The following is a 24,648-nucleotide window of genomic DNA, read 5'->3' on the forward strand; positions in this document are numbered from 1 at the left end:
TTTTTTATTATATACTAGTCTTTCAACAAACCAAGCATTTTTAAGCCGTGTAAAATACCATCCTCTGCTACATCCTTCGTAATATACCGAGCTGCTTCCTTTACGATATCCGGAGAATTGCCCATTGCTACGCTGTGATAAACATATTGCAGCATTTCAAGATCATTTAGTCCATCACCAAATGCATAAACATCCTCATCTCTCACACCCGCTCGCTCAATAAGCGCCTGAATGCCTCTCGCCTTGGAGCCTCCAGGTGGAAGAATATCACTTCCGTATGGATGCCAACGGTTGTAGCCAAATTCGGAGAAATTGCTTTTATAATACCCTTCATCCTCTTCCTTGCAGTACAGCAGACATTGATAAATCTCTTTTCCCATATAATAATCGGGCTCCACTTGCGGCAGCCGCAGCTTTAACGGCTCATCAACAGCATCCAAGTACGCGCTTTGATCCGTATTCGTGCGCATGCCTTCTGGGGTCATATATACAAGCGGATGCTTATTTTCAATCGTAATTTGTGATAGCTCCTTCAAGCGAGCTGTATCGATAGGATGACTGTAAACAACCTCGCCATTATAAACGACATAGGAGCCGTTAAAGCTAACGTAGGATTCAATATGCAATGCCTCACTTACTGACTTCAGCATAAAAGGGCCTCTGCCTGTGGCGATTACAATTTCATGCCCTGCTTGTTTCAATTGTGCAATGGCCTGCTTTGTAGAAGGGGGAATCTTTTTTTCATGATCAACTAATGTGCCGTCAATATCAAAAAACAAAAGCTTCTTATTCATATGCAGCTTATCAATCCCTTATCATCGTTTCTCTAATTATAGCTTATTTTAGTACAGCTCGCTGTTTTCAAGCTAATTCTGCTGCAAGCTAAACCCATTAAGCTTGCGTTTGCGTTTAATAAGCTCTGGTATTGCAATTCCGATTAGAACAACTGCCACACCCGCCCATTGAAGTACACTAACATGCTCATTCAGAATGAATGCAGAAAGCATGACAGCAACGGGCAGCTCTGATGCTCCAAGAATTCCTGCCATTCCTTCACCTATATGAGGCACGCCAATGGCGAACAATACAGGTGGAATAAAGGCCCCAAACAGTCCGAGCAAAAACCCATAGAACATTAAGCTGCTCCAAAGCAGCCCATTAAATAAAAATGCAGGCGGGAACAAAATAAATACGAGCACCAAACCACCAGTAATCATCCAAGCACTGCGATAAGCAGGATGGACAGAAGGAACAGCCTTCCCGCTAAACAAAATAAATAAGGAATAACTAAGGGCTGAAAGCAGCCCAAGCACTACTCCTGTGGCATTAAATTTACCTGCCCCCTGCTCGATAAGGCCTGCTGCAAGCATCGTTCCACCAAACAAGATCGCAATCGTTAAGAGCATAATGCCGTTTGGACGCTTTCGTTGACTTATCGCTTGAATTAAAACTCCAATCCAAGTAAATTGGAATAATAAAATAATGGCCAAAGAAGCTGGGATATATTGAAGTGATTGATAATACAGTATTCCAGTAATCGCTGTTGGCGTACCTGCTGCCATTAGAAGCAGGCGTTGTTTCCATGTCATTTTTTTGGAATGGTTCGTAGCGCTTGCTATCGAGCGCTTGCTGACTCCCTTGCCTTTGGCATCACGCCATTTCATAAATAACGCTAGCATCCATGCGAGAATAAATCCAGTAAGCAGCTGGCTGCCTACGACCTCGCCTAGCTTATAGCCGTTGCCATATGCTAGAACTACAATTGTTGACAATATGCCGTAGCTGGCCGCTCCAAAAAATACGGATAAAATATATTTCATGTGTTGTAATTCTCCTCCTGTTGGTATTAAAACCTGCAATATAAACAAAAAAATCCTAACTAAGAATATAAGATCATTAAAAAATGATCGCATATTCGTAGTTAGGAAGTTAAGGCTTCCCGTAGAAACCCTCACCCTTTTAAGCCATTTCCGTGAGGTTATACGAATTATTTAGTTAATGAAAATTGTATTCATTCATTCGAATGTTACATGACAAGTAAGATACTGTCAATAGACAATAAGTTGGTAATAATAAAAAAGGCCGTTATTGTTATGGTAAGATGGAAGTGAATCATGATGAATTTCGAACGGAGTGAACGACGATGAGTACTTCTACACTTAATGGAACCACACGTTCCGTTTGTCCTTTTGATTGCCCCGATACATGCGGTCTCAGCATAACCTTCGAAGAAGGAATCATCACTAAAATAACAGGTGATACTGAGCATCCCATTACCCGCGGAGCATTATGCAACAAGGTCCGGCAGTTAAATGACCGCGTCTATCATCCAGAGCGGCTTCTATTTCCGATGCGGCGCTCAGGTCCTAAAGGTGAGCTTGCGTTCGAACGCATCTCCTGGGAAACAGCCTATGCGGAAATTATTTCTCGCATGAGCAATATCATTGACGAGCACGGCGCGGAAGCCATTCTGCCTTACAGCTTTTATGGCAATATGGGTGTGCTCAATTCAGAGAGCATGGATCGTCGCTTCTTCCACCGGCTTGGCGCCAGCCAGCTCGATCGAGCGATATGCAATGCTGCGGGCGCAAAAGGTTATTCGTACACGATGGGCGGCTCCATAGGTATCGATCCTGAGGATACGGTGCATACAAAGCTGTTTATTATTTGGGGCTGCAATTTAGTATCGACTAATATGCATCAAACGATGCTAGCAACCGAAGCGCGCAAAAACGGAGCCCAAATTATTCATATCGACGTTCATCGCAACCGCACCTCGGCCTTTGCAGATCGTTTCATTCACGTACGTCCAGGAACCGATGCCGCTCTCGCTCTTGGCATGATGCATGTTATTATCCGGGATGGTTTAGCCGATAGATCATTTCTTAAGCAGCATACGATTGGCTATGAGGAGCTTTCTCAGCAAGCGGCACATTATACACCTGAGCATGTAGAAGCGATTACAGGTGTACCCGCGGCAGAAGTGGAAGAGCTGGGCCGTCTTTATGGGACAACCTCCCCTTCCTTTATTCGTATTGGCAACGGGCTCCAACACCATGACAACGGTGGAATGGTCGTGAGAACGATCTCCTGCCTGCCTGCGCTAACAGGTCAATGGAGCCTGCGCGGCGGCGGTGCGATGAAAGGAAACAGCTGGTACTCGCGGCTAAATGCAGAGAAGCTTGAGCGTCCAGATTTAATGCCCGATCCTAACGTTAGAACCGTTAATATGAATCAATTGGGAGATGCCTTGCTTAATCTGGAATCCCCTGTCAAGCTGCTTTTCGTCTATAATAGCAATCCGGCAGTCGTGGCACCGGACCAGAACCGTGTTCGAGCAGGTCTGCTGCGAGAGGATCTTTTTACGATTACGCATGATTTATTTTTAACAGATACTTGCAAATATTCGGATATTGTATTGCCTGCAACTACTCATTTTGAAAACTTAGATTTGTATACCTCATACTGGCATCTGTATTTGCAGCTTCATGAGCCGATTTTGCCGCCAATGGGGGAATGCAAATCGAATTTCACACTCTTTAAGGAATTAGCGCTAATGCTTGGCTTCGAGACGGAAGTGTTCGATTTAACAGAGGAGCAAATGATTTCACAAGCTTTGGACAGCGATCACAACCCTTTCTTGGAGGGCATCACATTCGACACGCTTAAAGCGAATACGTGGATGAAGGCTGGCGGGAATAAGCTCCGAGCGATTACTTCGATGATTCCGACTGCGACTGGAAAAATAGAGCTGTATTCAGAAGCGATGCTTCAAAAGGGCCTTTCTCCTGTTCCTGATCATACGCCGCTTTCCGAGCCGGAAACCTATCCATTTTGGCTGACCACGGGTCCAAACCATAGCTTTATCAACTCGACCTTTGCTAATCAAGAACGTCTCCAGAAGCTGGAGAAGGAGCCTCAGCTGCATATGCATCAAGATGATGCACAGAAGCTTGGACTGCTTGACGGTGAACGCGTCAGAATACGCAATGACCGAGGGGAGCTTGAAATTACACTCCGAATTGGCCAAGACGTACTTCCAGGTGTACTCGTTACGCAGGGGCTATGGTGGGATGATAAGAATAAGGGACATCAGGCTGTCAATTCCCTTACACCTCAGCGTTTGGCGGATATGGGCGGCGGCGCTACCTTTTTCTCGAACCGTGTGGAGGTATTGAAGCTTGATCAAGTCTAATGTTCAAGGTGAAACGGCTGTCGCCGTCCTTATAGCGGTGGCGCGTTTCATTCCGGAGAAATATAGGCGGAGTATACATGTGAAACTTATATTTTAAAATAACCCAAAAACCTGAATCCTTCGAAAAGAGGAATTCAGGTTTTTGTTAACTTCCTATTGTTAGTAGCAAATGCCGACTCTCTCCTGAACAAATGCTTTATTCAAATATTCGGACACAGCAAATTCAGCCGTGTCTGCGAATGAGATTTCCGAGCCTGCCGAAGGTAGAATATTTTTGCGGACACGATATACGCTTGTATGATTAGCTTGAATGAGCCTTGTTGGGCATACGACTGTCCACTCCAAATCGGTTTTCGCTAAAGCAAGGTAGGCTTGCTCATGCTCCATAGCAGCAGCATGATTCACCCGTTTATTCTCAGTCGATCGAAATCTTAGCAGCTCTGGCTGCAGCTCACTTTGAAGAATTCCTGCCGTACCTATCGTTACAATCCTTTTCACCTCTAACTTCTGCATCGCACGAATGATATGAGTGATACCGCTAATCAGCGTTCCATTGCCTTCTGTATTTAATGCGCAAATGATTCCATCTACTCCTGCCATTGCCTCGACTACATCCTGCGAATTTCGAATGTCCCCAAGAAAACAGCCTGATTCCACCTGCTCTGGCAAACGTACGAACCGCTTAGTCTCGATCCCCCTATCCTCCAAAAAATGATGAATATGTTGCCCCGTCTTTCCTGTAGCTCCAATAAGCAGCAGCTTCACTTACGATAGCCTCCTATTCTAATGATAATTTTTAACTATATAAGTTGAACTAAACATTTACGTTTTGGGCGCTGCATGAGAAGATTGTTCCCACGATTGCTGTTGCAGCCAGATTCTTTGATTTCCTAAGACATGTAAAGGTTAGAATACGGCTGCAAAGGCGAACACTTCTCGTTTGAGGAGAAGCAGCCTAGACTGCACTTATTACACTATAAACCTCACATGAGAGCTGTTTCGGTTGGCTACATTGTAATTATGCAGTAGAATGAGCTCCAAACCAACGAATATCGCCCTAGAATAGGCCATCTATTGCACAAAGTACAGTGTACGTACCCTAGTTAGGCAAGTAACGTCGATTACGTTGTACAAACTGCAGCGTAGCCTCGTCCTATAGCGCTATTGCCTAAACGAACTAACCCTGCAGGTCGTTATTTCCTTACCATAGGTTTCTAAAACTATATAGTAAATACAAGAAAGAGCCCACCTGTATAAGGTGAGACTCTCCTCTGTATCGATTGCTCCACCAGCTGGAAGCTTTACTCGCTAGTGCTATTAACAATCTGTTTTGTTTTTTCGTGCAGCTCCTGCTCATACAAAGCTGAATTAACAATTTTACGCAATAAATGCATTGGCCCATCGCCGTTATCGAAATCAAACACATGAAGCCGTTCGTAGCCTCTACGCTCATACATAGGAAGCAGCCACGGATGCTTCTCAGCAGTAGCAAGCGTAACAGCTGCAGCTCCAACCTGATCCCGAATGATCGATTGCTCCACAAAGGTCAACAGCTTATCGCCTAAGCCTGCGCCTTGATAGGCAGGGTCTACTGCAAACCACTTAATAAATGGAAAGTCCGTTACTGCCTTCACTTCATTGCCTTTGGATAAAGTAACTGTTGCTGCAACAACGCCGTTAAGCTCAAGAACATAACATTCATTAGCGCTAATATTGTCTTGAATTAAAGCCAAATCAGCATGTGCTGCCGGCCAATGAAGCTCTAGCTCCCTAATCGTAACATATGCTTCATAAATGACATGAAGAAGAGCTGGCGCGTCCTCTAATGTGGCTAACCGATAAACCTCGCTCATCTATTTCACCTCTGCATCGTTTTTAGTTCCTGTTTAATGCCGATGTGGTTAATCGGAATTACATTTATTCCACTTTAGCATCCTTTGCAAAAGGTATCCAATAGATAATCTCTATTACCTAATAAATAATTAGAATGATTGCTGCAAAAGCTTCTAGACACTCAGCTCATCCACAAGGTTAGGAGGGGTTTGACCGGTTAGTGCACTGACCAAATTTTGAGCGGCAAGCATAGCCATATCATTTCTAGTTTGTGTCGTAGCAGAGCCAATGTGCGGCAGCGTCAGTACGTTAGCCATTTGAAGAAAAGGATGATTCGTTTCAATCGGCTCCTTCTCATAAACATCAAGTCCAGCAGCTGCTATCGTCCCGGCTTGCAGCGCCTCAACTAATGCTTGCTCATCGACCGTTTGACCACGGGATATATTAATGAAAATCGATGAAGGCTTCATCATTTCAAATTCTTTTTTTCCGATAAGCTTATTCGTCTCCGCTGTTAAAGGAGCAAGCATTACAACAAAATCTGAAGCAGCGAGCAGCTCATTTAATTCAGAATAGCGAACGCCAAGCTTCTCTTCCGCCTCTGGCTTGCGACTGCGATTATAGTATGATACTTCCATATCAAAACCGAATCTAGCTCGACGCGCTACTGCTTCGCCGATACGTCCCATCCCAATAATGCCAAGCTTCGCATGATGCACGTCTATCCCGAACAGCTTCGTGCCGTCGCCCTTCTTCCAGCTGCCGTCTTTCACATAACGATCCAGCTCAGCAACGCGTCTTGCTGCTCCAAGCATGAGAGCCAGCGCCAAATCAGCAACGGTATCATTTAAGACATGAGGAGTATTCGTACCCATAATCCCCTTTGCCTTCATCGCAGCAAGATCAAAATGATTGTAACCAACACTCATACTGCTTACTACCTTCAAATGCGGGGCACGCTCAAGCAATTCAGCATCAATGGCTGTCCCTGCTGTCAGCAAACCGTTCGTATTGGCTAATTTTTCAAAAAGAAGCTGGCGTGGAATGGACTCATTTCCTTCCCACTTGTCAATTATACAATGTTCGGCTATGTAATCCTCGACCTCTCTAGGCAGCTTGCGATCGATAAACACAGTTGGCTTCATTATACAGTCTCCTCTCATCACTTATCGTGATAAGCATATCACAAGACTGGGGAGACAAAGCAACTCGAAAATACATGACCCCCATTATAACTATTCAAACATCGCTGCTTGTCTTTTCATTAAATCCTCAACGACGATGCAGGCCATCGCTTCAACTACTGGAATAATACGCGGGCAAATACAAGGGTCATGACGTCCGATCGTCTCAATCGTTTTCTCCTGTCCATGAATGTCGATCGTTTGCTGCGGCAATGAAATGGATGAAGTCGGTTTAACCGCTATCCGAAAAACAATTTCATCGCCAGTGCTGATCCCGCCAACGATTCCACCTGCGTTATTGCTTAAGAAACCATCCTTGCTCATTTCATCATTATGCTCGCTGCCAAGCATTTCTGCTGCTGCGAAGCCTGCGCCGAATTCAATCCCTTTCACAGCGCCTATCGACAGCATAGCCTTCGCAAGCTCAGCATCCAGCTTATCAAATACGGGCTCGCCAATACCTGGCTTCAAGCCTCTAATTCTACATTCAACAATTCCTCCGCAGCTGTCTCCGATCGATGCTAGATACTCAATCTTTTCTACCATACGTTTTGCAGCTTCTGGATCACAAGCTCTTACTGGATTTTTCTCAATCTCGTCCTCATGGAAGGAATCACACTTAATCCCGCCGATTTCCTTCGTGTAAGCAACAACGCTAACCCCTTTATTCTCCAAAAGCTTGCGCGCCACGGCTCCTCCAGCGACACGTCCAGCAGTTTCCCTTCCCGATGCTCTCCCGCTTCCGCGATGATCACGAAGGCCATACTTTTGCAAATACGTATAGTCGGCATGGCCTGGACGAAAGGAGTATTGAATATCGCTATAAGCGTCAGGTCTCATATCTTTGTTGTGGAGCATAATAAATAACGGTGTTCCCGTCGTTTTCCCTTCAAACATGCCTGACAAAATACTTATGACATCATATTCCTTACGAGGTGAGGTTACCGATGATTGTCCCGGCTTTCTGCGGTCCATTTGGATTTGTATATAAGACTCATCGAGCTCTACGCCTGGCGTAACACCATCTACGATTACTCCAACAGCCTCACCGTGCGATTCACCAAAAGTCGTTATTTTAAAGCTGCTGCCGTACGTGCTTCCTGCCATTTATTGTTCCTCCTTGAATTTAGCTTTGACGCTATCGTTATAAGTCCATTATAATTTTTGATATGCAATAAATGAAATCAAAATTTAACGACTTTGATATAGATAGGATTGATATCATGAATATGAATATGGATTGGTACCGCATTTTTTGGCATACCGCTAAATTAGGCAATTTAACAAGAGCTGCACAGGAGCTGCATATTACGCAGCCATCGGTTAGCTATGCCATTAAGCAGCTAGAAGCCCAGCTGGAGGTGAAGCTCTTTGATCGATTATCGAAGGGCGTGAAGCTTACTTCAGAAGGTATGGAGGTATTCAAATATGTAGAGAAATCCTTTACGACACTTCAATCCGGTGAAGATAGGCTGCAGAAGCTTAAAGAACTGTCTGCGGGTGAGCTTAGAATAGGTGCAAGCGGTCCGATCATCAAGCATTTCGTTCTCCCGCTTCTGGATACGTACCACGCTGAATATCCTGAGGTGCGCATTCGCCTCTCGCAAGGAAAAACCTCTGATATTAGAGAACGGCTGAAAACAGGTCAAATTGATGTCGGAATCGTTCATTTCCCATTTGCTGATCATGAGCTTACCGTACAGCATCTTGCAAATATTCAAGATTGTTTTGTCGTAGGACACGCTTATCAGCATCTGTCTCAGAAGCCTCTTACTGCTCATGAGCTTTCAAATCTCCCGCTCCTGCTGCTCTCCGAAGGGAGCAGCACAAGAAAGTATGTGGATCAATGGTTTTCCTCACAAGGTATCCAAGCGGATGCTGATATGGAGCTAAGCAGTATGGATATGCTGATTGAGCTTGCGGGACGCGGCTACGGAGCAGCGTTCGTTACCCAATCCTTTGTGAAGCAGGAGCTCGCCGAAGGAAAGCTGTTTCAGCTCCATACGAAGGAGCCGATTTCTCCGCGGGCAGTCGGTTTCGCTGCTAGGCGTGACTCTACTCTGTCTATTGCCGCTACTCGGTTTACAGAGCTGCTTCAATAACAATAAGAAGAGCCTCTTTATTGGCAAAAGAGGCTCTTCTTATTTTCAACAAATTAGGATTCAATATTCTGGTTATCACGAATTAAATCATATAAATTTAAAACAATCTTCAAAGCCTCTGCTCGAGTCGCATGATCTAATGATACGAATCGATTGTTGCCTCTGCCCTGGATTAGATGTTGATCTACTGCTGACGTCACGGCAGGTTTGGCCCATATCGGAATTTCATCAGCGTCTTCAAACGTCAGAGCTTGGCCTGCCCCTTCAGTGACACCAGCTGCCCGCACTGCCATCACAGCCATCTCCACTCTAGATATGTTGCTGCTAGGTCGGAAGGTTCCATCTGGGTATCCCTTTACGATGCCTCCAGCCACAGCAGCCGATATGGATGATTTGGCCCAATCCGGAATCTTCTGTTCATCTGCAAAACCAAGCTTATCACCTTCAGCTAAATTCAGCACCCGTGTCAGCATCGTTGTAAACTCAGCGCGATTCACAAGATTTTGCGGCTTAAAGCTTCCGTCTGGGAACCCATTAATCAATCCGAGTGATGCCCCCCTCAGAATATCTTCCTTCGCCCAATGCTTTTCAATATCATGAAATGAAAGGTTGGCGTTTGGAGTGATTTTTATACTCAATCCGCTGGTTCCCGTTATCTTCGTCTCAGCAAGCTGACTATTAATTAGCTTGGCGTCTTTAAGTTCTAATCGGGATTCCCCTTCCATACGACTCTCAAAAGTAATGACAGCGAGCTTTACCGTTCCGTTATCGCCAGTCGTATTGCGTCCAACCTTGGTATGGGCAAAAGTGAGAAGCCCGTTTGTAACGATAGGCGGAACCGAGAAGCCCGTGATCGGACTAGCGACGCTCTTCACATTAAACCGCTTAGGATCAAATTGTAAGTTCAATTCATATCCGTATACATCCTCAAGCTCCTTTCCAAAAACAGAAACTGCAATCGTTTGTCCTACTTTAGTGCCTTGACTATCCACCTGCAAATATAAAGAAGGCATCTCCTTAGCCCAAACGATTGTAGGCAAGCAGAGGATGAAACAAAAGCATACAAGAAGGAGCCTCCAATTCATATAGATCTCACCCTTTCTGATAAAAAGAAGGGGAAATGATCGACCATTTCCCCTTGCATGAATCTTTTTTATTGCTTGCTGATTACCAGTTTAAAATCATTTTTGAAAGCATCACAAGATCAACGATGTCAATTTGATTATCACCATTCAAATCGTACTTGCTGACGAGAGACCATCCAGCATCCGTTGATTTCATACCATATGACTTAGCCATCACTGCCAAGTCTCCAACGCTTACACGTTGATCATCGTTAATATCGCCAGGTATTGATACAATAACCGAGCCTTGGAAGCTTTGAAGAGCTGCGGCCAAATCGCTAGTCGCTTGTGCGATTGTATCTTGCGTTACATTGGTGTATTGTGCGACCGCATTTGCTGCATTAATCGCTGTTTGTAGAATTGCTTTCGTTCCGGCAGGATATTGGCCAATTAACTTGCCTTCTATTGCCGAATCATGTGCGGCCTGCGCTTGCGAGATTAGTGTATGAAGTACTGCTTTATCGAGTACATTAATTTGCAGTTGGTGAGTCTCACCAGTAAGTGTCGTTTCAACACCATTTCCATCAGCAACAATGACGTTAGATACTGTAATGGAAGTTGAACCTGCGGACGCATCCGGCAGCGCATGGAACGTAAGCTTCATAAGCTCCTTATTCGGTGACACTTGATAATCCTCTAGATGTACGCCTAATATACGAATATGTCCAGGAGAATTTTCATAATCAGCTACTACGAATCTGTCTTCGTTTAATGATATTGGATCTGGAACAAATTCCAGCTTGCTTGAGTCATACGAAATAGTCACGTCCTGCGCGATAATTTCTTTATTCGTATTTTTCAAGCCGTAAGTCAAATCTACATTCAAGCCAGCTGTAACACTTTCAGATCCTGTCAATGTCGCAGTTGCTTGAAGTGGCACTGCTGATGCTGGCAACGTATCTGAGAAGGATTGGCCGAAGAAAATATTATCGAAATTATACGTACCAGCATATCTCATAGCAATACGGATTTCCTTAATCTCGCTAAGATCTGCATTTGTGCCTGCACTGCTTAAGAGCAGAGCTGTTTTGGACCACTGATTGGATAGCAAAGTTGTATTTCCATGTGTTTGAACCGTTGATGACAGCTTTCCATTCTTATCGACGAACGTAACATATACGGTACGTGCTGTTGATGTAGCATTGTAACCGTTAATAATAAGATACTTGGCAAAACTAGCATCAAACGTTTCAGCATCCGCTGGCTTGATGCTTACATATTGCTGTGTGCCAGTAGGAATTGCACTGCCAGTCACAACAAGCTTAGCGGAATTCCCCGTTCCAATCGCTCTTTCACTATCAACTGAGGCTGTGGAGTCTGCACCTGCTTCCACAACCGTTTCACCTTCAAAATTTTGATACCATTCTTTCGAGTTAGTCGTACTTCTCGCAGGGTCTGCAAAATTGCTGATCGTATCGGCGTAATAATGGTTTTTCGAGAAAGCCCTTGCCGTATCCACATTACTCCATTTTGATAAAATCGTTTCGTAAGAATCCGTATTAATGTTCACCTTGCTTGGATTGCCATTATAAAGCCCCCAGCTGCCTTGATTGACGGTTTTGTACGACCAAGTCGTCCACATCCAGTCCTGCTCCTCATAAAGATTCAGCGCGTATTCCCAGCTCTGAAGATTGCTAAACAAGGTGAACTCGCCTACCAGCAAAGGCACATTATATTTCGTTAACTCATTTACCATAGGAACCTTTGAATCGGTGAACGTTTTTTGAGATATGGAGCTATTCGTATTATTCCAGCCATAGAAATGGTAGGAATAGATAATATTTTCCCAGCCATATAAAGCAGGATCAGGCATATCCATTGGTTCCCATATCGATTCAACCGTAATAATATGGTCTGGATCTATAGCGCGAATAGCTTTGTACAGCGTATCGTAAAAATCCCATTGTTCTTTGTGTAATGCTCCGCCTGGTTCATTTAGTAAATCATAGGTAGCAATCGTTGGATTCCCTTTATATCTCTCTGCGATTTGCTCCCACAGAAAGACAGTTTTAGCCATGTTCGTTTCATTCTTGAACAAATTCCCTTTATCCGGAATAGAAATGTCGCCGGAATGATCTTTGCCGTTTTGCGAGCCAGGAGCCGCGTGCATATCGAGAATGACGTAGAGCCCTCTCTTCGCACTCTCATTAATGAACCAATCCATTCTGTCAAAAGCGGTAGATTTCATAGTCCCGTCTTCATTCAACATTTCAAAGTAGCCGAATGGCAACCGGATCGTATTCATGCCCATTTCTTTAATATTGTCGAAATCCTGCTCCTGCCACCAGGAATCCTCGTAAGCTTTAATTAAAGTTAATGCTTTTTCTTCGCCGAAGCGTGTCGTGAAAGTTTTGATCATCGTCAACTGATCCGGTGCATTCGTAGCACCCATCCAGCCTTCCTGAACCAGCCATGAACCTGCATTTGTACCTCTTAGTACTACCTTGTTGCCAGTACCATTATTGTCGCGCAATATCTTGCCATCGGTTTTTAGGAAAGCACTTGGCAGATTCGTCTCGGCAGCATTCACCTTGCTGGGAGAATATAAGGCTAGTGTGGAGCATACTAATGCTAGTGCAGTGAATAGAGTGAGGATTTTCTTCATTTTTTCAAATCCCTCCTAAATAGTTTTACGATTTATTCAAGTCCAGCAGCTGTTAGCATTCAAAAATGGTAGCGCATTCATTAATATCTTCGCAAGATGTTGTCTTTCCCAAATAACTCTCCTCTCTATTTTTCGCTTGCTCGTTTTCCATGTTTTAAGTTTAAGTATAATAACCTCCCTCTTCTTAACCAAAATAGACATTAGGCAAGTATTACGTTCTTAGGATCCCGTAACAGGTAAAATACAGGTACCGTTGAACCTAAGCAGTGATGATAGTTTTAATTGTAATAGAGAACTAAGAAGAAAATTAGACCCCATTTTTTAGTTAAAGTGGTACAGATTTAAGATCCTTTATTTTCTGCCTTCATGCTGAAAAAGCAGCAGCCCTCACTTCAACATGAAGTGAGGGCTGCTGCTTTGTATTTGTCTTAAAAAACACGCTCATAGATAAAGCCAATCAATTAGTTGACCTTCACAACAAAAGGAACGGTAATGACTTCTCCATTATACTGAAACTGTCCCCACAGCTTATAAATTCCTTTCTGCGGAAATACCGTATGGAACATGACATTCGCTCCCCCACTCATCGCTTCCATTGCGTGCGCATGGACGTATTGCTGCGCATCGCTGCTCAAAATGACACAATGGCCAGAGGTACCGAGAAATGGTTCGATTTTGTTGATCGGCTTACCGGTCTCCGTATCCATGATTCGGAAGAGCAGCATGACCATTTGACCGGCTTTCATTTCTGATAATGCTGGGCTTGCAGATAAAGTAATTTGCAAACCATTCATCTCTTTTTGCCAAACTTGTTCAGGCAATAAGGGCTCATTCGAAGTCTCCGTCCCACTGATCTGAAGCCACTGTTTATGGACCGTTGCTTCTGCCTTATTTGGCCGAAATTCGGTAGTCACTAAATAGGGACTAGCAAATGGGAAATCAAGCTGTGCGTGAAATAGATTACCCTCCACCAGCTCAGGATGAACATGCTGAAACGAAGACAGATCCTTACTGACAGCGATCAGATGCATAAGCTTTGTCATGTCTTCCTTAAACTCAGTGACAGGCTGACCAGCGGAATCCAATACATGCAGGTAAAGATCAGACTTGCCGATGCGAGGCTCACTCTCCGTTATGTCAGTAATCGTAACCTGATAGCCTAAATCGGACGCTGCTGTCATTTGCTCCTTCTGAAGAGCAGCCAGCAAACCTTGAGTAGACGGCTCCATATCGACATTTTTTAAAGTGGTTGAAGTACAGCCAGTAGCTGCTAACATCAAAATAAGTAGAGGAACTATAAGTACCGAAATCATTCGCATACGTTTCATTTACTTCCTCTTTCAGGTGAAATGGCCAAAAGGCTGAGTCCAAGGGAAAGCAGCGAAGCTTGAACGATGGAGCCTACCCACAGCTCCGGCTCCCAACCAATTCCTCCTGTAGAAGCCATCCAGCCAAAATAGCTCCCCCATAGAACGATAGGAGTAAATACGGCAACCAAGCGGCTGCTCCTCAGAGCATTATTTTCCGAACGACGCCAAAGTAAAAGTAAATCCGCGCTAAGTCCTGCAACCAATGAAATGATTAATCCATGTATTTGATAAAAACCATCCAGTACGCCCATCAGTCCTGAAATAAGCACGAATAAAAAGGTAATAGTACCGAAAGGAGGCTTCCATCTTTTCAATAAGAGAAGTACAGGATACATAAACAGCAGCGTATTCAATAAAATAAAAGTTAATCCCCGTATTTGTGCGTCCTCCACCATGCGATGAGCGAATAGATAACTGGAATTGTCCGTATACCACTCAATAACTTTCGGAACAGGCAGATTATAGCGAAACGTCCAGATATACATTAGAAAAAAATTAACAGTCGCAACCGATAGCGATAAGGACAATAAACATGGTAAAAAAGTTTTCCAAGTCGGCTGAGATTCATTCTGCTCTCTCCATGCCGCCCGAAAGGGGCTAGATATGATTAAGATCGCACCGAGCATTAAAGCAAGATGCGACGGACTGAGCAGCGCTTCAATGCTTACCTCTATGCCAAAAACGATATGCCATACCATATCGCATACTCCGCCAATGAGGAAAACGATGACACCAAGCAGTCCAAGCTCATAACCGATTGGAATGGGATGCTTCCAAGAGGAGCCATTCTTCTTTTTACTATAAATAATCAATCCGACTATCCATAAGGCACAAGCCAGAAAACCACTGTACAATATGGCATGCCATGGCGTGAAAAATGTTTCTACAGCACCGTGGTTATGAGCGTAGCCATCAATGAAAATGCCTACCACCAGCCATGCGCCTAGCAGTATTGTAACGAAATGTCCTCGCGTTGAAACCTTGTACAGTGGCATTTTCGCATGCCTCCCGAATCATTAATGCACAAATTGTTCTGCAATGCTCGTCAATTCAGTCTTGCCGATCTCAGCCTCCGGACTTCCTACCGTATACATGACCGTTTTATCCCCCAGCGAATCTAACCAAAATACCGACTGATACAGGTCGGAATCGCTAAACAAAAAGGGCTCTGTGAGCGTGTAAGTAACGGGTTGTTTCCCAATAAGTAATTGCTCTTGCTTTGTAACAGGTGCGATCGTTTGAATCTGACTTTTATCAGAAAATAATTCCATCGTAATATAAATACGCTCATCCGCTTGGTTTTTATACAGCGTTGTGAAAACCGGATTCCGCTTATCACTATCCGACGGCAAAGCAATCCACGCTTGCTCCAGATTTTCTTCCTTAACACGAGCCATTAGTTCGTCAACAAAACTTAAGTCGTTAATGGACAGAAAACCTCCAAAGGGATGTTCCTTCTGACCTCCCAAAAACAACAAAGCTTCAGAAAGCGTGCTAGGCAATTGCAGCTCAGCATCCGCTTGCAGCAATTGCTCCTCCCATTCCTTTTCACTCAACCATAGGTATGGATTGGGGACCACGATAACAGAAGGAAGATTTGTTTTCGGTAGAAGATTCTTTAATTCCTTAGCATAGAAAATTCCTCTTCCATCAACGGCCAATGATTGCTTCATTTGCTGAGTGGAGTCACGGATATGTATGGCCTGTTCCTTGTCGTAGCTTCTGACCTGGTTGGATTGTATAACATAAGTAACAATATTATCCTTTAAAGAAATCATATACGGTACGGAAAAACCCAAGATCGTTAGCAAAAGCCCTGCAGCAATAATACGAAGAGCCCATGTTTTTTTCATCGCATGCACCTTCGTTTTTTCTTTATAGCTTTGCTTTCGGAACAGCTCCTCGATTTGGGTATCCAGCTCAGATGGCCGCTTTAGCCTCGAAGTAGATTGCTTATACGCCTCCGTCAGCTCTTCTTCAATCGACATGATGAAACGCCTCCTTGAAAAATTGGGAATTAACGGTACGGTTACGCAGTTTTTTTATCGCCTCATGATGTCTTGATTTCGCAGTGCCTAACGGTATTTCAAGCGTACTCGCAATTTCTTCAAAGGAGCAATCCTGATAGTATCGGAGCACAATGACCTCCCTTAGCTTGGCAGACAAGCCATTTACGAGCTGAAGTATATTATTTTTTTGCTCCGCCTCAATAGCTATCTCGTCCGGTTTTTTCCAGTTAGGTGTGATCTGCAGCTGCTTATTACGGGTAAACAAACGAAGTCGTTGCCAGCCTTTTCTATTCCAATGATTAACCTGATTAATAATTAACCCATTTAACCACGCCCGAAAGGGTCTATTGTGATCGTATTTCGGCAGAGCATGCAGCATCGAAATATAGATTTCACTTACAATATCGTTAACCTCACTTTTATTAGTGGCTAGGTAATAGACGGTCCGATAAATATGATCAGCTGTTTTTTCATATACAACCCGAAAGGCTTCTGGATCATCTTGTAATAGTAAAGTTAACCAGTGATGGATATCCGAATCCTTCAAATTTTTCCCCTCCCGATACGACATTCAGCTCATGAGCTGGCTTTCTTATTCCTCAGTTTTGAAATAATGATAGTTCACTCACGATAATACCCGTTACTTTATCCTGATCGACAAAAAACTCGATGACCCATTCATTCTCTTTATCGATATAACCAACGGCTTCAAAATCACCAATTTGTCTTGTATAACTTCCTTCTCCATATAGCTCCTTAACACCTTTGATAGAATTTCCAAGCTGTGCTCCCTTTTCGGTAGCGGATTCAGCTAGTAAGCTATAGCTTTTAACCTTTGAGTCTCTTACTGTGTAATTATAATCACGATATTCCCAAGCTTGTTGAGGGGTATCATAATTTCCTGTATTTTTCAATTTGATATCAAATTGACCATCAGGCTTGCCTTTTTTTTCATTCAAAACCTGCGCTGAATCCCCTAGCTGTATATCGCCTGCTTGCTCCTTGCTTAAATCAGTACTTGTGATTTCTGTGATATAATCTTGTGGTATACTTTGCTTTGCATTCGAGCATGCGGATAGCAGCATGAGCATTAAAATGATAATAAATCCTTTTTTCATCGTACCCCTCCTCTATTTGTTTACAAGATAGATTGGTCTCAAAAATAGAAAAGGTTCGAAAAACAATTTCTATTGAAATTTTGAAGCAGGTCAACTATAATATAGAATGCTTTAATTTGCTTAGCGGAAAGGAAAGACGAAGATGAACGATACTAATCCATATCGAGTTTTATTGTATTATAAATTTGTAGCTGTACCTGATGCGGAGCTATTTGCTGCCGAGCATCTTGCATATTGCAAGTCATTGAACGTAAAGGGTCGTATCCTGATTGCCGATGAAGGCATTAACGGGACACTCTCAGGCACAATGGAGCAAACGGAACAATATATCGCGCATATGCGCATGAATCCACTTTTCGCGGACATGGTGTTCAAGATTGACGAAGCCGAGCAGCATGCGTTCAAAAAACTATTCGTTCGCTATAAGAAAGAGCTTGTAACCTTGCGTTATGACAAGCCCTTGGACCCTAATACTTTTAGCGGCACCCGTCTTTCACCGAAGGAATTTCATGAATATTTGCAAAAAGAAGATGTGATCGTGCTGGATGGAAGAAGCGATTATGAATACGATTTAGGTCATTTCCGAAATGCCATTAGGCCTGACCTGGAGACGTTCAAGGAGTTTCCGAAATGGCTGCGTGAAAATATGGCAGATTTTAAGGATAAGCCAATTCTTACCTATTGTACAGGCGGAATTCGCTGCGAGAAGCTTACTGGTGTGATGATGAGTGAGGGCTTCAACGATGTATACCAGCTGGAGGGCGGCATTGTAACCTACGGCAAGGACGAGGAAGTACAAGGTAAGCTGTTCGATGGTAAATGTTATGTATTCGATGAGAGAACGTCTGTCGTCATTAATCAGACGGATGAAGCTGTTGTTGTAGGCAAATGTTATCACTGCGAGCAACCAGCTGACGTATACATTAACTGTGCCGATGATTCCTGTCATTTGCAGCATATCGTTTGCGAGGAATGTCACGAAACCATGCATGGCTTCTGCTCTACAGAATGCCAGGAGCATGTAGTTAGCGTTAAATAATGATAAGCGTGCGACAAACAGACTGAGCTTGCTATAAGAGGCTCGGTCTATTTGTATTGCAGTAAATGATTTCCGCACAAGTTGGATACCCTAATCCTGCCTAGTGATTGCGGCAATTCATTTGAAGGAGGCTTTAAGATGGCAAATAGTAAAAATAAATCAATTCCAGCTAAAAACCAAGCATTTGAAGCTAGCTCCAAGGAAGCTGAAAACAATGTGGCAGCTTCCACTGCAGAAAATCAGAATCAAAAGGGTCATCTTCCCAATAGTCCTTCTACGGGATAACAAATGTCACTACACTTCAATAATACAAAAGAGCTTTCCAGTGAGAGTAAATTCACTCACGGAAAGCTCTTTATTTACTAAACTTTATTTTTTTTGACGATAGGCTCCCAGCGGTGATTATATTGCAGAAGACGAGGATGGAGATTAACAGGCTCCTCAGTCAGCAGCAATCTAATTCTAACAATCCATTCCTCAAACGAGGAGAATGAAGCAAACAAATTCGCCATTTCACCAGTCATAAGCAAGAATAGCGGCTTGGGATACGTTTCTGACAAATGTCTTAATGCAGAATCAATCGGTGTATATTTTTTTCTTTTGATTTCGAAACGTTCGACCACCACATTCGACGCTTCAACTGCCCGCTTCCATTCATGAAGACGATCCTCCCGCTTATAAAATGGACTGACCTCTTCCTTGGACATTCTTTTTACACTTAGCTCATGCAGCGGATAAAGCACAAGCTTCGTGAAGGAGCGTTCTTTCGTTAGGTATGCAGCCAAATCAAGCTCACGGTCGGTTGTATGCTGAAATGAATCGTAATATACGATGGTTCCTTTATGCTCATCCTTTGGCGGTTCATAACCGAATGGCACTTTTTCTGCAATTTCACTCATTTCGTTTCCCTCCTGCGCAGCTCTGGAATTTTTTGCTTAGGAGTTGAAAATAACATACTTAAGGATGAAATCCAAGTCAGAGCTTCCGATAGTCGCTTTTCATAATATTTTTCACTAAACTCGACCATTTAGAATTCGCAGGACAATACTTTTTGGCTACCTTCTCAATCGTCGTCAAACCCTTGCCTACATAGTTTTTGGAAAGCAGCTGTCCAAATTTCCGTACGCTGTCCCCTTTTGTTTCAAAGCTGAACGCTTTATTGTATTGATCGCCATCTATAGCGTTTAGGCCAAATAGGTTGTTTTTTCTTTTTGCTAGCTGGCTTTTTCCATTTCCGCTCTCAAGCTTCATGACTGCAATTGTGAAATACGCATTGATGCCATACTCCTCTTCGATTTCAAGGATAGCTTGTTCCAAATTATGATCAGATAGCGCCGTTCCCTCAAATATTTTCGCAATATGCGCTTCGGTTAGACCAGATACTGACTCAACGATCGATGATGGCTCGGAAAGCTCCACCTGGGCGATCTCTTCTATACGTTCAGATGGCGGCGCTGGTAGAGCGCTGCTATCCTCGATTTCAATCATCGGTTGAAGACTATTCACCATCGGCAAGGATAAAATGGTAACTTCCTTTTTTGATTTTTGTGCATAACCACCGTGGATAAAACCACCGCCTTGCAGTTCAAGCCAGCCATTACTCGTTTCAGCAGCAACTTCTAGTTTAGTGCCTTGTTTCACGACTTTAATGATTTCGGAGCGTGCATGTGGTTCGGTACGAACATTTAGATAATATGCTGTAACTTCATATGTATGTCCAGGAGATTCGGCTGCGGCCGTATCTTCTACTGTACGAATTGGGATTTCAGAGGGCGCTATGGGAGGAGGTTCAATGGAAGGTGCTGAGGAATTTCCTAAATCGGATAAGGGCGGGTAGGTAGGAGCCGGAGCAATGGCTGGAGCTTCGCTTGGTTCAACCGTTAATGCGGTACTCGAGGCATTTAAGGTTAAAGAGTCAGATACTTCTGATGGTTGATTTTCCGAATGGTTATTTAAAGGTTCGACATTCATTCCTAAGGTAATGACTACGGATAAAATAAGTAAATAGACGAATAACTGCTGAATTAACTTTTTTCGCATGTTTATACCTCTCCCTTAAGTTAATGAAGTATACTTGCTACGTTATAAGTTAGCTGATGGATAAATGTAAATTACAAGCCAAAGTGGACGGTCTGTGCTCAGTATATGTCGCTGTCTCCTCCAAAAGACGAGTTTTTATGCTCGTCATGAATTATGAGAAAAAATTAAACTTAAGAAACCGTGGTTCTATCCCCCTTCCATGTATGCTTGAAAACACAAAAAAGCTCCTATTCCCGAGAGAATAAGAGCTTTCATATCCTTCTATTTCACTTCAAAAATGCTCCTAAGTGCCACGTTAGCCTTTTGCACTTAAACCGGCTGCATGCGCAGAAATAATAGCATCCATCTGTTCATTCCATTCCGCATCCTCACTGCACCGCTCGGGATGAGATTCAAACCAATCGACTGTACGCTTGATCCCGTCAGCAAAGGAAACCGTTGCTTCGAAATCGGATACTAAACCTTTGATTTTGCTATTATCGAATACGCTAGTCACGGATTTATCTCCTAGCAAGCCTCCCTCAAGACTAGGATCAAACGAAACGAGAAAGTCAGTTGATATATGAACAAGCTTTGGCTCTACTCCAGCAGCAGCGCCAATGGCTTCGTAAATCTGATTCCAGGTCAAAACCTCATCAGACGTAATATGATAAGCCTGGCCAATCGCTTCCTCTCGGCCCAACAAGCCGACAAAACCTTTGGCAAAGTCCGTGTTATGAGTCATCGTCCAGAGGGATGTACCATCACCATGCACGATTATTGGCCGCCCTGCACGCATTCGAGCAATGATCGACCATGGATGCTGCCAGCTGTTTAATGAAGTCGGGATCATCGTATCTCCATAGGTAAAGGAAGGTCTGACGATAGTTATAGGAAAACCCGTTTCAGCTTGTTCTTCTTGCAGCAGCTGCTCACAAGCGATTTTGTCACGAGAATATTGCCAGAATCGATTTTCAAGCGGTGTAGCATCTTCTGTAATGATATAGTGCGCTGGCGGTTTCTGATAAGCTGAAGCCGAGCTAATAAATATGTATTGCTTCGTACGTCCGCGGAATAACTCGATATCGACACTTACATGATCTGGCGTAAAAGCAATCCAGTCCACCACTACATCAAATTCGAAGCCTTCTAGCGCAGCTGCAGCAGCTGATCGATCTCGAATATCACCGTGGATTACCTTTGCTCCACTTGGAACAAATTCATCCCGCTTCCCTCTGTTAAAGAGATATAGCTCTATCCCACGTTCAATCGCCAACCTAGAGACAGCCTCGCTGATTAAGCCAGTTCCACCAATAAACAATACCTTCATCGTCAATCGCTCCTTTTAGGTCGATAGCTTTCGATACGATTAATTGGAAACGCTTACCTTTGTGATCATCTTAATCGTCAATTAATAGTACCATATCTATGAATTCTTTTATATTTGAAAATGATATACTACAGCTATCTATCCAAAATGAAGGAGTGCGACTTAATTGAAACGGTATGCAATTACAACTCTTTATTCAGTCATTCTATCATCCTTGCTGCTCGGTGCGTGCAGCAGCCCGGCAAGCATCGAAAAAGAGCTGAACGTTTCTACTGAACTTCATGAAGAAAACGGATCTCATCATGAGGCAGAGCATGGTGCTTCAGGTGATCTTCAGGAATCCACAGCTTCTCTCGACATTTTACCAGCCTTTTTGGACAATGCCGCTCCGTCCCTGCTCACTGCCTATCAAACCGCAGCGACGGTTACCGATATTTTAGCCTTTATCCCTTGCTATTGCGGCTGCGGTGAAAGCGCAGGACATAAAAGCAATCTTAATTGCTTTATCGCTGAAATCAAGGAGGACGGTTCTGTTGTTTGGGATGATCATAGCACCCGCTGCAGTGTTTGTATTGAAATTGCAGTTACAACAGCAGCGATGAAGTCTGCAGGCATCGAAACCGAGCGTATACGTACAATCATTGATGAAACCTACAAGGAAGGTTATGCCAAGCCTACACTAACCGAGCTGCCTCCCGCTTCCTAATAAAGCAGTAGACTAACCACAATAAAAGAAACAGCGGCAGCCATGGACGAGGGGAAAAGTCCTAGACTGTCGCTGATTTATTGGACTATCGTTATCTGTTAGCATTCCTGTAGCCACAATGGTTGAATATGTGTTAGATGAAGAATAACTAATCCTTGAATATACCATCAATGTACTCTCTCCAGTAATCCACAATCCAGTCGTTATACTTTACATATAGTGTCTTTAAATTTTCCTTTGAAATAGCGTGTACAATGCATCCTCTATCATCGTACATGTGAAATAGAATGTCCTTTTCTCGACTTAAAAAGTAAACTTTTTGTCCAATGGACGGTTCTCGTCCTTGCTCATAATGAGAAACCCCTTCAAGGATTTTCTTATATGGAATTGAAGAAACCAAACCCGATAAGACTTTAAACTGATACTGGTTTTTAACTTCAAATCTATTTCCATCTTCATCCTCGTCTTCATCGATCTCAAAGTGGGTGTCCTCTTCTATTGATCTTTCTTGGAGCAATTCATATAGATACTCAGGAGTCGTATTTCCAAACATAGGATCTTCATATGGTCCCCAGTCTTTTATTAAGACATATATAAAATCTGTCGGTTTATAAAGCTCTTCGAAAATTGTATTTACTCGTTTATTTACTTGAACAATTCTCCGCTTTGATCCGTTTCGATATGGTTCACCTAATTCAAAACGGATGTTAATATCACTCCAATATTCAGGAAACTTATCTTTTAAGTAACTATACATATCCTGTGGCATTATATCCCCTCAGTTTGTTATGTCATATGATCTTTCATCCGGTATAAAACTCACTTGGAATGGCAAATGGAATCAAAATACAGATAAAAAAACTTAAAGCAATATATTTCTTATTTAAACTCACCCAAAAAAACCCCCTACATTTTTCCATTACATAATAAATCGAAAAAAGTTCTTATATGACAACAGTATTCTGCCTGTCAGCTTAATAAAGAAAGGGAGCAGCTGCCGCGCGGCAAATTGCCCCTTATTTGTTCAACTATCGTTTCCTGTTAGTTGGACTATCCACTGAACAGAACTTCTACGCTTGGGTAGATGGGATAAAGATATTAATTAACTTGTTCAATTGATGAAACTGGTCCCGTTCAATAAGTACGACTAATATTTCAATAGCGATAGTTCGTACCGTTAGCGTTAAAGGCGATCCACACCTCACCGGCTTCAATATCCACGTAATCCTAAATATCGGTAACGCTTATTGTCGGGTCAACCATAACCGCAATCCGTTTTAATCCTTGAACATAATCCCCGTGATCCTCGATACATTCGCGATCGAAGCACCAAATGTCGTTAGTTGGGTAGAGATCACTGCTAGATTCTATGCAGTCTCTTTCCCTCCCCATACTCATTAGGAGATGAATGTAAGGGCGTTCCTCATAATCACTGATTTTGAAATCTAATATGTCCCTAATGTCTATTTTCCTTTTAAATGTAATTCCTAATTTACCCAGATTTGCGAGCTGCTCTTCAATCGAAATACGGACTTGCGGAGGCTTGGAAAGTTTGTATTTGCTCTTAAAAAAACTAAACATGCCTTTGATGATCCCCCCTTGTTGCAGATCACAATTCACCACCGGTTCTTGACCAAAATCCCCAATAATGAATTGGTGAAGATAGTTGTATTCTACTATCGTTGCCCGTCCCTCAGTTTATTACAAAATTAAGCATGGCATGAGGTTATTTCACTATAAGCATTTTTGCAACAAAAAGATTTGAAGCATTGTGCACAGCCAAAACCAATTACTTCGTCAAAAGATGCTTCATTTTAACTGACTTTAACAATTCGCCTATTTCAGGAAAATAACCTTTATTTTCCTCTGTAAACCTATCGTTAGTTCAATAAAATATCCCGCCCCAGAGACTCAATGAGGACAATACAGCGGAAGTAAGATTATAATAAATGACTTGATTGACACATAGATTGCCCTTACAATAAGCTTATCTTTCTAAATGAGGTGACTTGGA

General features: G+C 43.0%; 23 protein-coding genes and 1 riboswitch. Of the genes, 5 read left to right on the top strand and 18 right to left on the bottom strand.

Annotation, left to right across the window (positions count from 1 at the left end; translation table 11 throughout):
- Positions 1-14 precede the first annotated feature (14 nt).
- Together MHI37_RS16135 and MHI37_RS16140 are read right to left on the bottom strand one after the other, a co-directional pair.
- Positions 15-794 carry a Cof-type HAD-IIB family hydrolase gene (locus tag MHI37_RS16135; RefSeq protein ID WP_076334759.1) on the bottom strand — a complete coding sequence of 260 codons (780 nt, stop codon included), beginning with the start codon at positions 792-794 and terminating at the stop codon, positions 15-17.
- Positions 795-866: 72 nt separating this feature from the next.
- Positions 867-1,820, bottom strand: a complete 954-nt coding sequence (locus MHI37_RS16140) for a DMT family transporter (protein ID WP_076334758.1) — start codon at positions 1,818-1,820, stop codon at positions 867-869.
- A gap of 78 nt (positions 1,821-1,898) precedes the next feature.
- A riboswitch (purine riboswitch) is annotated at positions 1,899-2,006 on the bottom strand.
- 137 nt (positions 2,007-2,143) lie between these two features.
- On the opposite strand from MHI37_RS16140, the gene MHI37_RS16145 reads away from it, so the two are divergent.
- Positions 2,144-4,195 carry a molybdopterin oxidoreductase family protein gene (locus MHI37_RS16145; RefSeq protein WP_076334757.1) on the top strand — a complete coding sequence of 684 codons (2,052 nt, stop codon included), beginning with the start codon at positions 2,144-2,146 and terminating at the stop codon, positions 4,193-4,195.
- Between the two features lie 159 nt (positions 4,196-4,354).
- Here the strand turns inward: MHI37_RS16145 and MHI37_RS16150 are convergent, their stop codons facing one another.
- From MHI37_RS16150 to aroC, 4 genes are all read right to left on the bottom strand, one after another.
- The gene (locus MHI37_RS16150; protein WP_076334756.1) at positions 4,355-4,960 is read right to left on the bottom strand and encodes an NAD(P)H-binding protein; all 606 of its coding nucleotides are present in this window, start codon (positions 4,958-4,960) and stop codon (positions 4,355-4,357) included.
- 536 nt (positions 4,961-5,496) lie between these two features.
- Positions 5,497-6,048: a GNAT family N-acetyltransferase gene (locus tag MHI37_RS16155; protein WP_076334755.1), complete on the bottom strand. Its 552-nt coding sequence runs from the start codon at positions 6,046-6,048 to the stop codon at positions 5,497-5,499.
- A 153-nt stretch (positions 6,049-6,201) separates the two neighbouring features.
- Positions 6,202-7,173, bottom strand: a complete 972-nt coding sequence (locus tag MHI37_RS16160) for a D-glycerate dehydrogenase (RefSeq protein ID WP_076334754.1) — start codon at positions 7,171-7,173, stop codon at positions 6,202-6,204.
- 90 nt (positions 7,174-7,263) lie between these two features.
- The gene (gene aroC / locus MHI37_RS16165; protein WP_076334753.1) at positions 7,264-8,319 is read right to left on the bottom strand and encodes a chorismate synthase; all 1,056 of its coding nucleotides are present in this window, start codon (positions 8,317-8,319) and stop codon (positions 7,264-7,266) included.
- A gap of 116 nt (positions 8,320-8,435) precedes the next feature.
- Between aroC and MHI37_RS16170 the strand changes: the two genes are divergently transcribed.
- A complete protein-coding gene (locus MHI37_RS16170; RefSeq protein ID WP_076334752.1) occupies positions 8,436-9,314 on the top strand; it encodes a LysR family transcriptional regulator in 879 nt (292 codons plus the stop codon).
- Positions 9,315-9,367: 53 nt separating this feature from the next.
- On the opposite strand, the gene MHI37_RS16175 is transcribed toward MHI37_RS16170, so the two are convergent.
- From MHI37_RS16175 to MHI37_RS16205, 7 genes are all read right to left on the bottom strand, one after another.
- On the bottom strand, positions 9,368-10,399 hold the full coding sequence (locus tag MHI37_RS16175) for an S-layer homology domain-containing protein (protein ID WP_076334751.1): 1,032 nt from the start codon (positions 10,397-10,399) through the stop codon (positions 9,368-9,370).
- Positions 10,400-10,481: 82 nt separating this feature from the next.
- Positions 10,482-13,043, bottom strand: a complete 2,562-nt coding sequence (locus MHI37_RS16180; protein ID WP_076334750.1) for a cellulase family glycosylhydrolase — start codon at positions 13,041-13,043, stop codon at positions 10,482-10,484.
- A 461-nt stretch (positions 13,044-13,504) separates the two neighbouring features.
- Entirely contained in the window at positions 13,505-14,371 is an 867-nt protein-coding gene (locus MHI37_RS16185; protein ID WP_076334749.1) for a hypothetical protein, read from the bottom strand.
- Positions 14,368-15,408, bottom strand: coding sequence for a hypothetical protein (locus MHI37_RS16190; RefSeq protein WP_076334748.1), 1,041 nt, complete (start codon positions 15,406-15,408; stop codon positions 14,368-14,370). Before MHI37_RS16190 ends, MHI37_RS16185 begins: the two co-directional genes overlap by 4 nt.
- A gap of 21 nt (positions 15,409-15,429) precedes the next feature.
- A complete protein-coding gene (locus tag MHI37_RS16195; protein WP_076334747.1) occupies positions 15,430-16,401 on the bottom strand; it encodes a hypothetical protein in 972 nt (323 codons plus the stop codon).
- Positions 16,391-16,969 carry a sigma-70 family RNA polymerase sigma factor gene (locus MHI37_RS16200; protein WP_076334746.1) on the bottom strand — a complete coding sequence of 193 codons (579 nt, stop codon included), beginning with the start codon at positions 16,967-16,969 and terminating at the stop codon, positions 16,391-16,393. The genes MHI37_RS16195 and MHI37_RS16200 overlap by 11 nt, the downstream gene beginning before the upstream one ends.
- Positions 16,970-17,021: 52 nt before the next feature.
- A complete protein-coding gene (locus MHI37_RS16205; protein WP_076334745.1) occupies positions 17,022-17,540 on the bottom strand; it encodes a hypothetical protein in 519 nt (172 codons plus the stop codon).
- 142 nt (positions 17,541-17,682) lie between these two features.
- On the opposite strand from MHI37_RS16205, the gene MHI37_RS16210 reads away from it, so the two are divergent.
- The gene (locus MHI37_RS16210) at positions 17,683-18,579 is read left to right on the top strand and encodes a rhodanese-related sulfurtransferase (protein ID WP_076334744.1); all 897 of its coding nucleotides are present in this window, start codon (positions 17,683-17,685) and stop codon (positions 18,577-18,579) included.
- A 138-nt stretch (positions 18,580-18,717) separates the two neighbouring features.
- Positions 18,718-18,864 carry a hypothetical protein gene (locus MHI37_RS16215; protein ID WP_179090122.1) on the top strand — a complete coding sequence of 49 codons (147 nt, stop codon included), beginning with the start codon at positions 18,718-18,720 and terminating at the stop codon, positions 18,862-18,864.
- A 77-nt stretch (positions 18,865-18,941) separates the two neighbouring features.
- On the opposite strand, the gene MHI37_RS16220 is transcribed toward MHI37_RS16215, so the two are convergent.
- From MHI37_RS16220 to MHI37_RS16230, 3 genes are all read right to left on the bottom strand, one after another.
- Entirely contained in the window at positions 18,942-19,478 is a 537-nt protein-coding gene (locus tag MHI37_RS16220) for a hypothetical protein (protein WP_076334743.1), read from the bottom strand.
- A gap of 76 nt (positions 19,479-19,554) precedes the next feature.
- Entirely contained in the window at positions 19,555-20,619 is a 1,065-nt protein-coding gene (locus MHI37_RS16225; protein WP_076334742.1) for a glucosaminidase domain-containing protein, read from the bottom strand.
- Between the two features lie 295 nt (positions 20,620-20,914).
- Positions 20,915-21,928, bottom strand: a complete 1,014-nt coding sequence (locus MHI37_RS16230) for an SDR family oxidoreductase (RefSeq protein WP_076334741.1) — start codon at positions 21,926-21,928, stop codon at positions 20,915-20,917.
- 166 nt (positions 21,929-22,094) lie between these two features.
- On the opposite strand from MHI37_RS16230, the gene MHI37_RS16235 reads away from it, so the two are divergent.
- Positions 22,095-22,634 carry a PCYCGC motif-containing (lipo)protein gene (locus MHI37_RS16235; RefSeq protein WP_076334740.1) on the top strand — a complete coding sequence of 180 codons (540 nt, stop codon included), beginning with the start codon at positions 22,095-22,097 and terminating at the stop codon, positions 22,632-22,634.
- A 148-nt stretch (positions 22,635-22,782) separates the two neighbouring features.
- Here MHI37_RS16235 and MHI37_RS16240 read toward each other — a convergent pair whose 3' ends face one another.
- Positions 22,783-23,403, bottom strand: coding sequence for a DUF3885 domain-containing protein (locus tag MHI37_RS16240; protein WP_076334739.1), 621 nt, complete (start codon positions 23,401-23,403; stop codon positions 22,783-22,785).
- Between the two features lie 458 nt (positions 23,404-23,861).
- On the bottom strand, positions 23,862-24,215 hold the full coding sequence (locus tag MHI37_RS16245) for a hypothetical protein (protein ID WP_076334738.1): 354 nt from the start codon (positions 24,213-24,215) through the stop codon (positions 23,862-23,864).
- Positions 24,216-24,648 lie beyond the last annotated feature (433 nt).

It is taken from the genome of Paenibacillus sp. FSL H8-0548, from assembly GCF_038630985.1.
Taxonomy (GTDB): domain Bacteria; phylum Bacillota; class Bacilli; order Paenibacillales; family Paenibacillaceae; genus Pristimantibacillus.

Excerpts from the sequence above, each read along its gene's own strand:
- MHI37_RS16190 (WP_076334748.1), bottom strand. The coding sequence starts at position 15,408 with ATGCCACTGTACAAGGTTTCAACGCGAGGACATTTCGTTACAATACTG.
- MHI37_RS16170 (WP_076334752.1), top strand. The coding sequence starts at position 8,436 with ATGAATATGAATATGGATTGGTACCGCATTTTTTGGCATACCGCTAAA.
- MHI37_RS16240 (WP_076334739.1), bottom strand. The coding sequence starts at position 23,403 with ATGCCACAGGATATGTATAGTTACTTAAAAGATAAGTTTCCTGAATAT.
- MHI37_RS16160 (WP_076334754.1), bottom strand. The coding sequence starts at position 7,173 with ATGAAGCCAACTGTGTTTATCGATCGCAAGCTGCCTAGAGAGGTCGAG.
- MHI37_RS16185 (WP_076334749.1), bottom strand. The coding sequence starts at position 14,371 with ATGAAACGTATGCGAATGATTTCGGTACTTATAGTTCCTCTACTTATT.
- MHI37_RS16135 (WP_076334759.1), bottom strand. The coding sequence starts at position 794 with ATGAATAAGAAGCTTTTGTTTTTTGATATTGACGGCACATTAGTTGAT.
- MHI37_RS16210 (WP_076334744.1), top strand. The coding sequence starts at position 17,683 with ATGAACGATACTAATCCATATCGAGTTTTATTGTATTATAAATTTGTA.
- MHI37_RS16155 (WP_076334755.1), bottom strand. The coding sequence starts at position 6,048 with ATGAGCGAGGTTTATCGGTTAGCCACATTAGAGGACGCGCCAGCTCTT.
- aroC (WP_076334753.1), bottom strand. The coding sequence starts at position 8,319 with ATGGCAGGAAGCACGTACGGCAGCAGCTTTAAAATAACGACTTTTGGT.
- MHI37_RS16225 (WP_076334742.1), bottom strand. The coding sequence starts at position 20,619 with ATGCGAAAAAAGTTAATTCAGCAGTTATTCGTCTATTTACTTATTTTA.
- MHI37_RS16220 (WP_076334743.1), bottom strand. The coding sequence starts at position 19,478 with ATGAGTGAAATTGCAGAAAAAGTGCCATTCGGTTATGAACCGCCAAAG.
- MHI37_RS16175 (WP_076334751.1), bottom strand. The coding sequence starts at position 10,399 with ATGAATTGGAGGCTCCTTCTTGTATGCTTTTGTTTCATCCTCTGCTTG.
- MHI37_RS16215 (WP_179090122.1), top strand. The coding sequence starts at position 18,718 with ATGGCAAATAGTAAAAATAAATCAATTCCAGCTAAAAACCAAGCATTT.
- MHI37_RS16205 (WP_076334745.1), bottom strand. The coding sequence starts at position 17,540 with ATGAAAAAAGGATTTATTATCATTTTAATGCTCATGCTGCTATCCGCA.
- MHI37_RS16195 (WP_076334747.1), bottom strand. The coding sequence starts at position 16,401 with ATGTCGATTGAAGAAGAGCTGACGGAGGCGTATAAGCAATCTACTTCG.
- MHI37_RS16140 (WP_076334758.1), bottom strand. The coding sequence starts at position 1,820 with ATGAAATATATTTTATCCGTATTTTTTGGAGCGGCCAGCTACGGCATA.
- MHI37_RS16245 (WP_076334738.1), bottom strand. The coding sequence starts at position 24,215 with ATGTTTAGTTTTTTTAAGAGCAAATACAAACTTTCCAAGCCTCCGCAA.
- MHI37_RS16180 (WP_076334750.1), bottom strand. The coding sequence starts at position 13,043 with ATGAAGAAAATCCTCACTCTATTCACTGCACTAGCATTAGTATGCTCC.
- MHI37_RS16230 (WP_076334741.1), bottom strand. The coding sequence starts at position 21,928 with ATGAAGGTATTGTTTATTGGTGGAACTGGCTTAATCAGCGAGGCTGTC.
- MHI37_RS16145 (WP_076334757.1), top strand. The coding sequence starts at position 2,144 with ATGAGTACTTCTACACTTAATGGAACCACACGTTCCGTTTGTCCTTTT.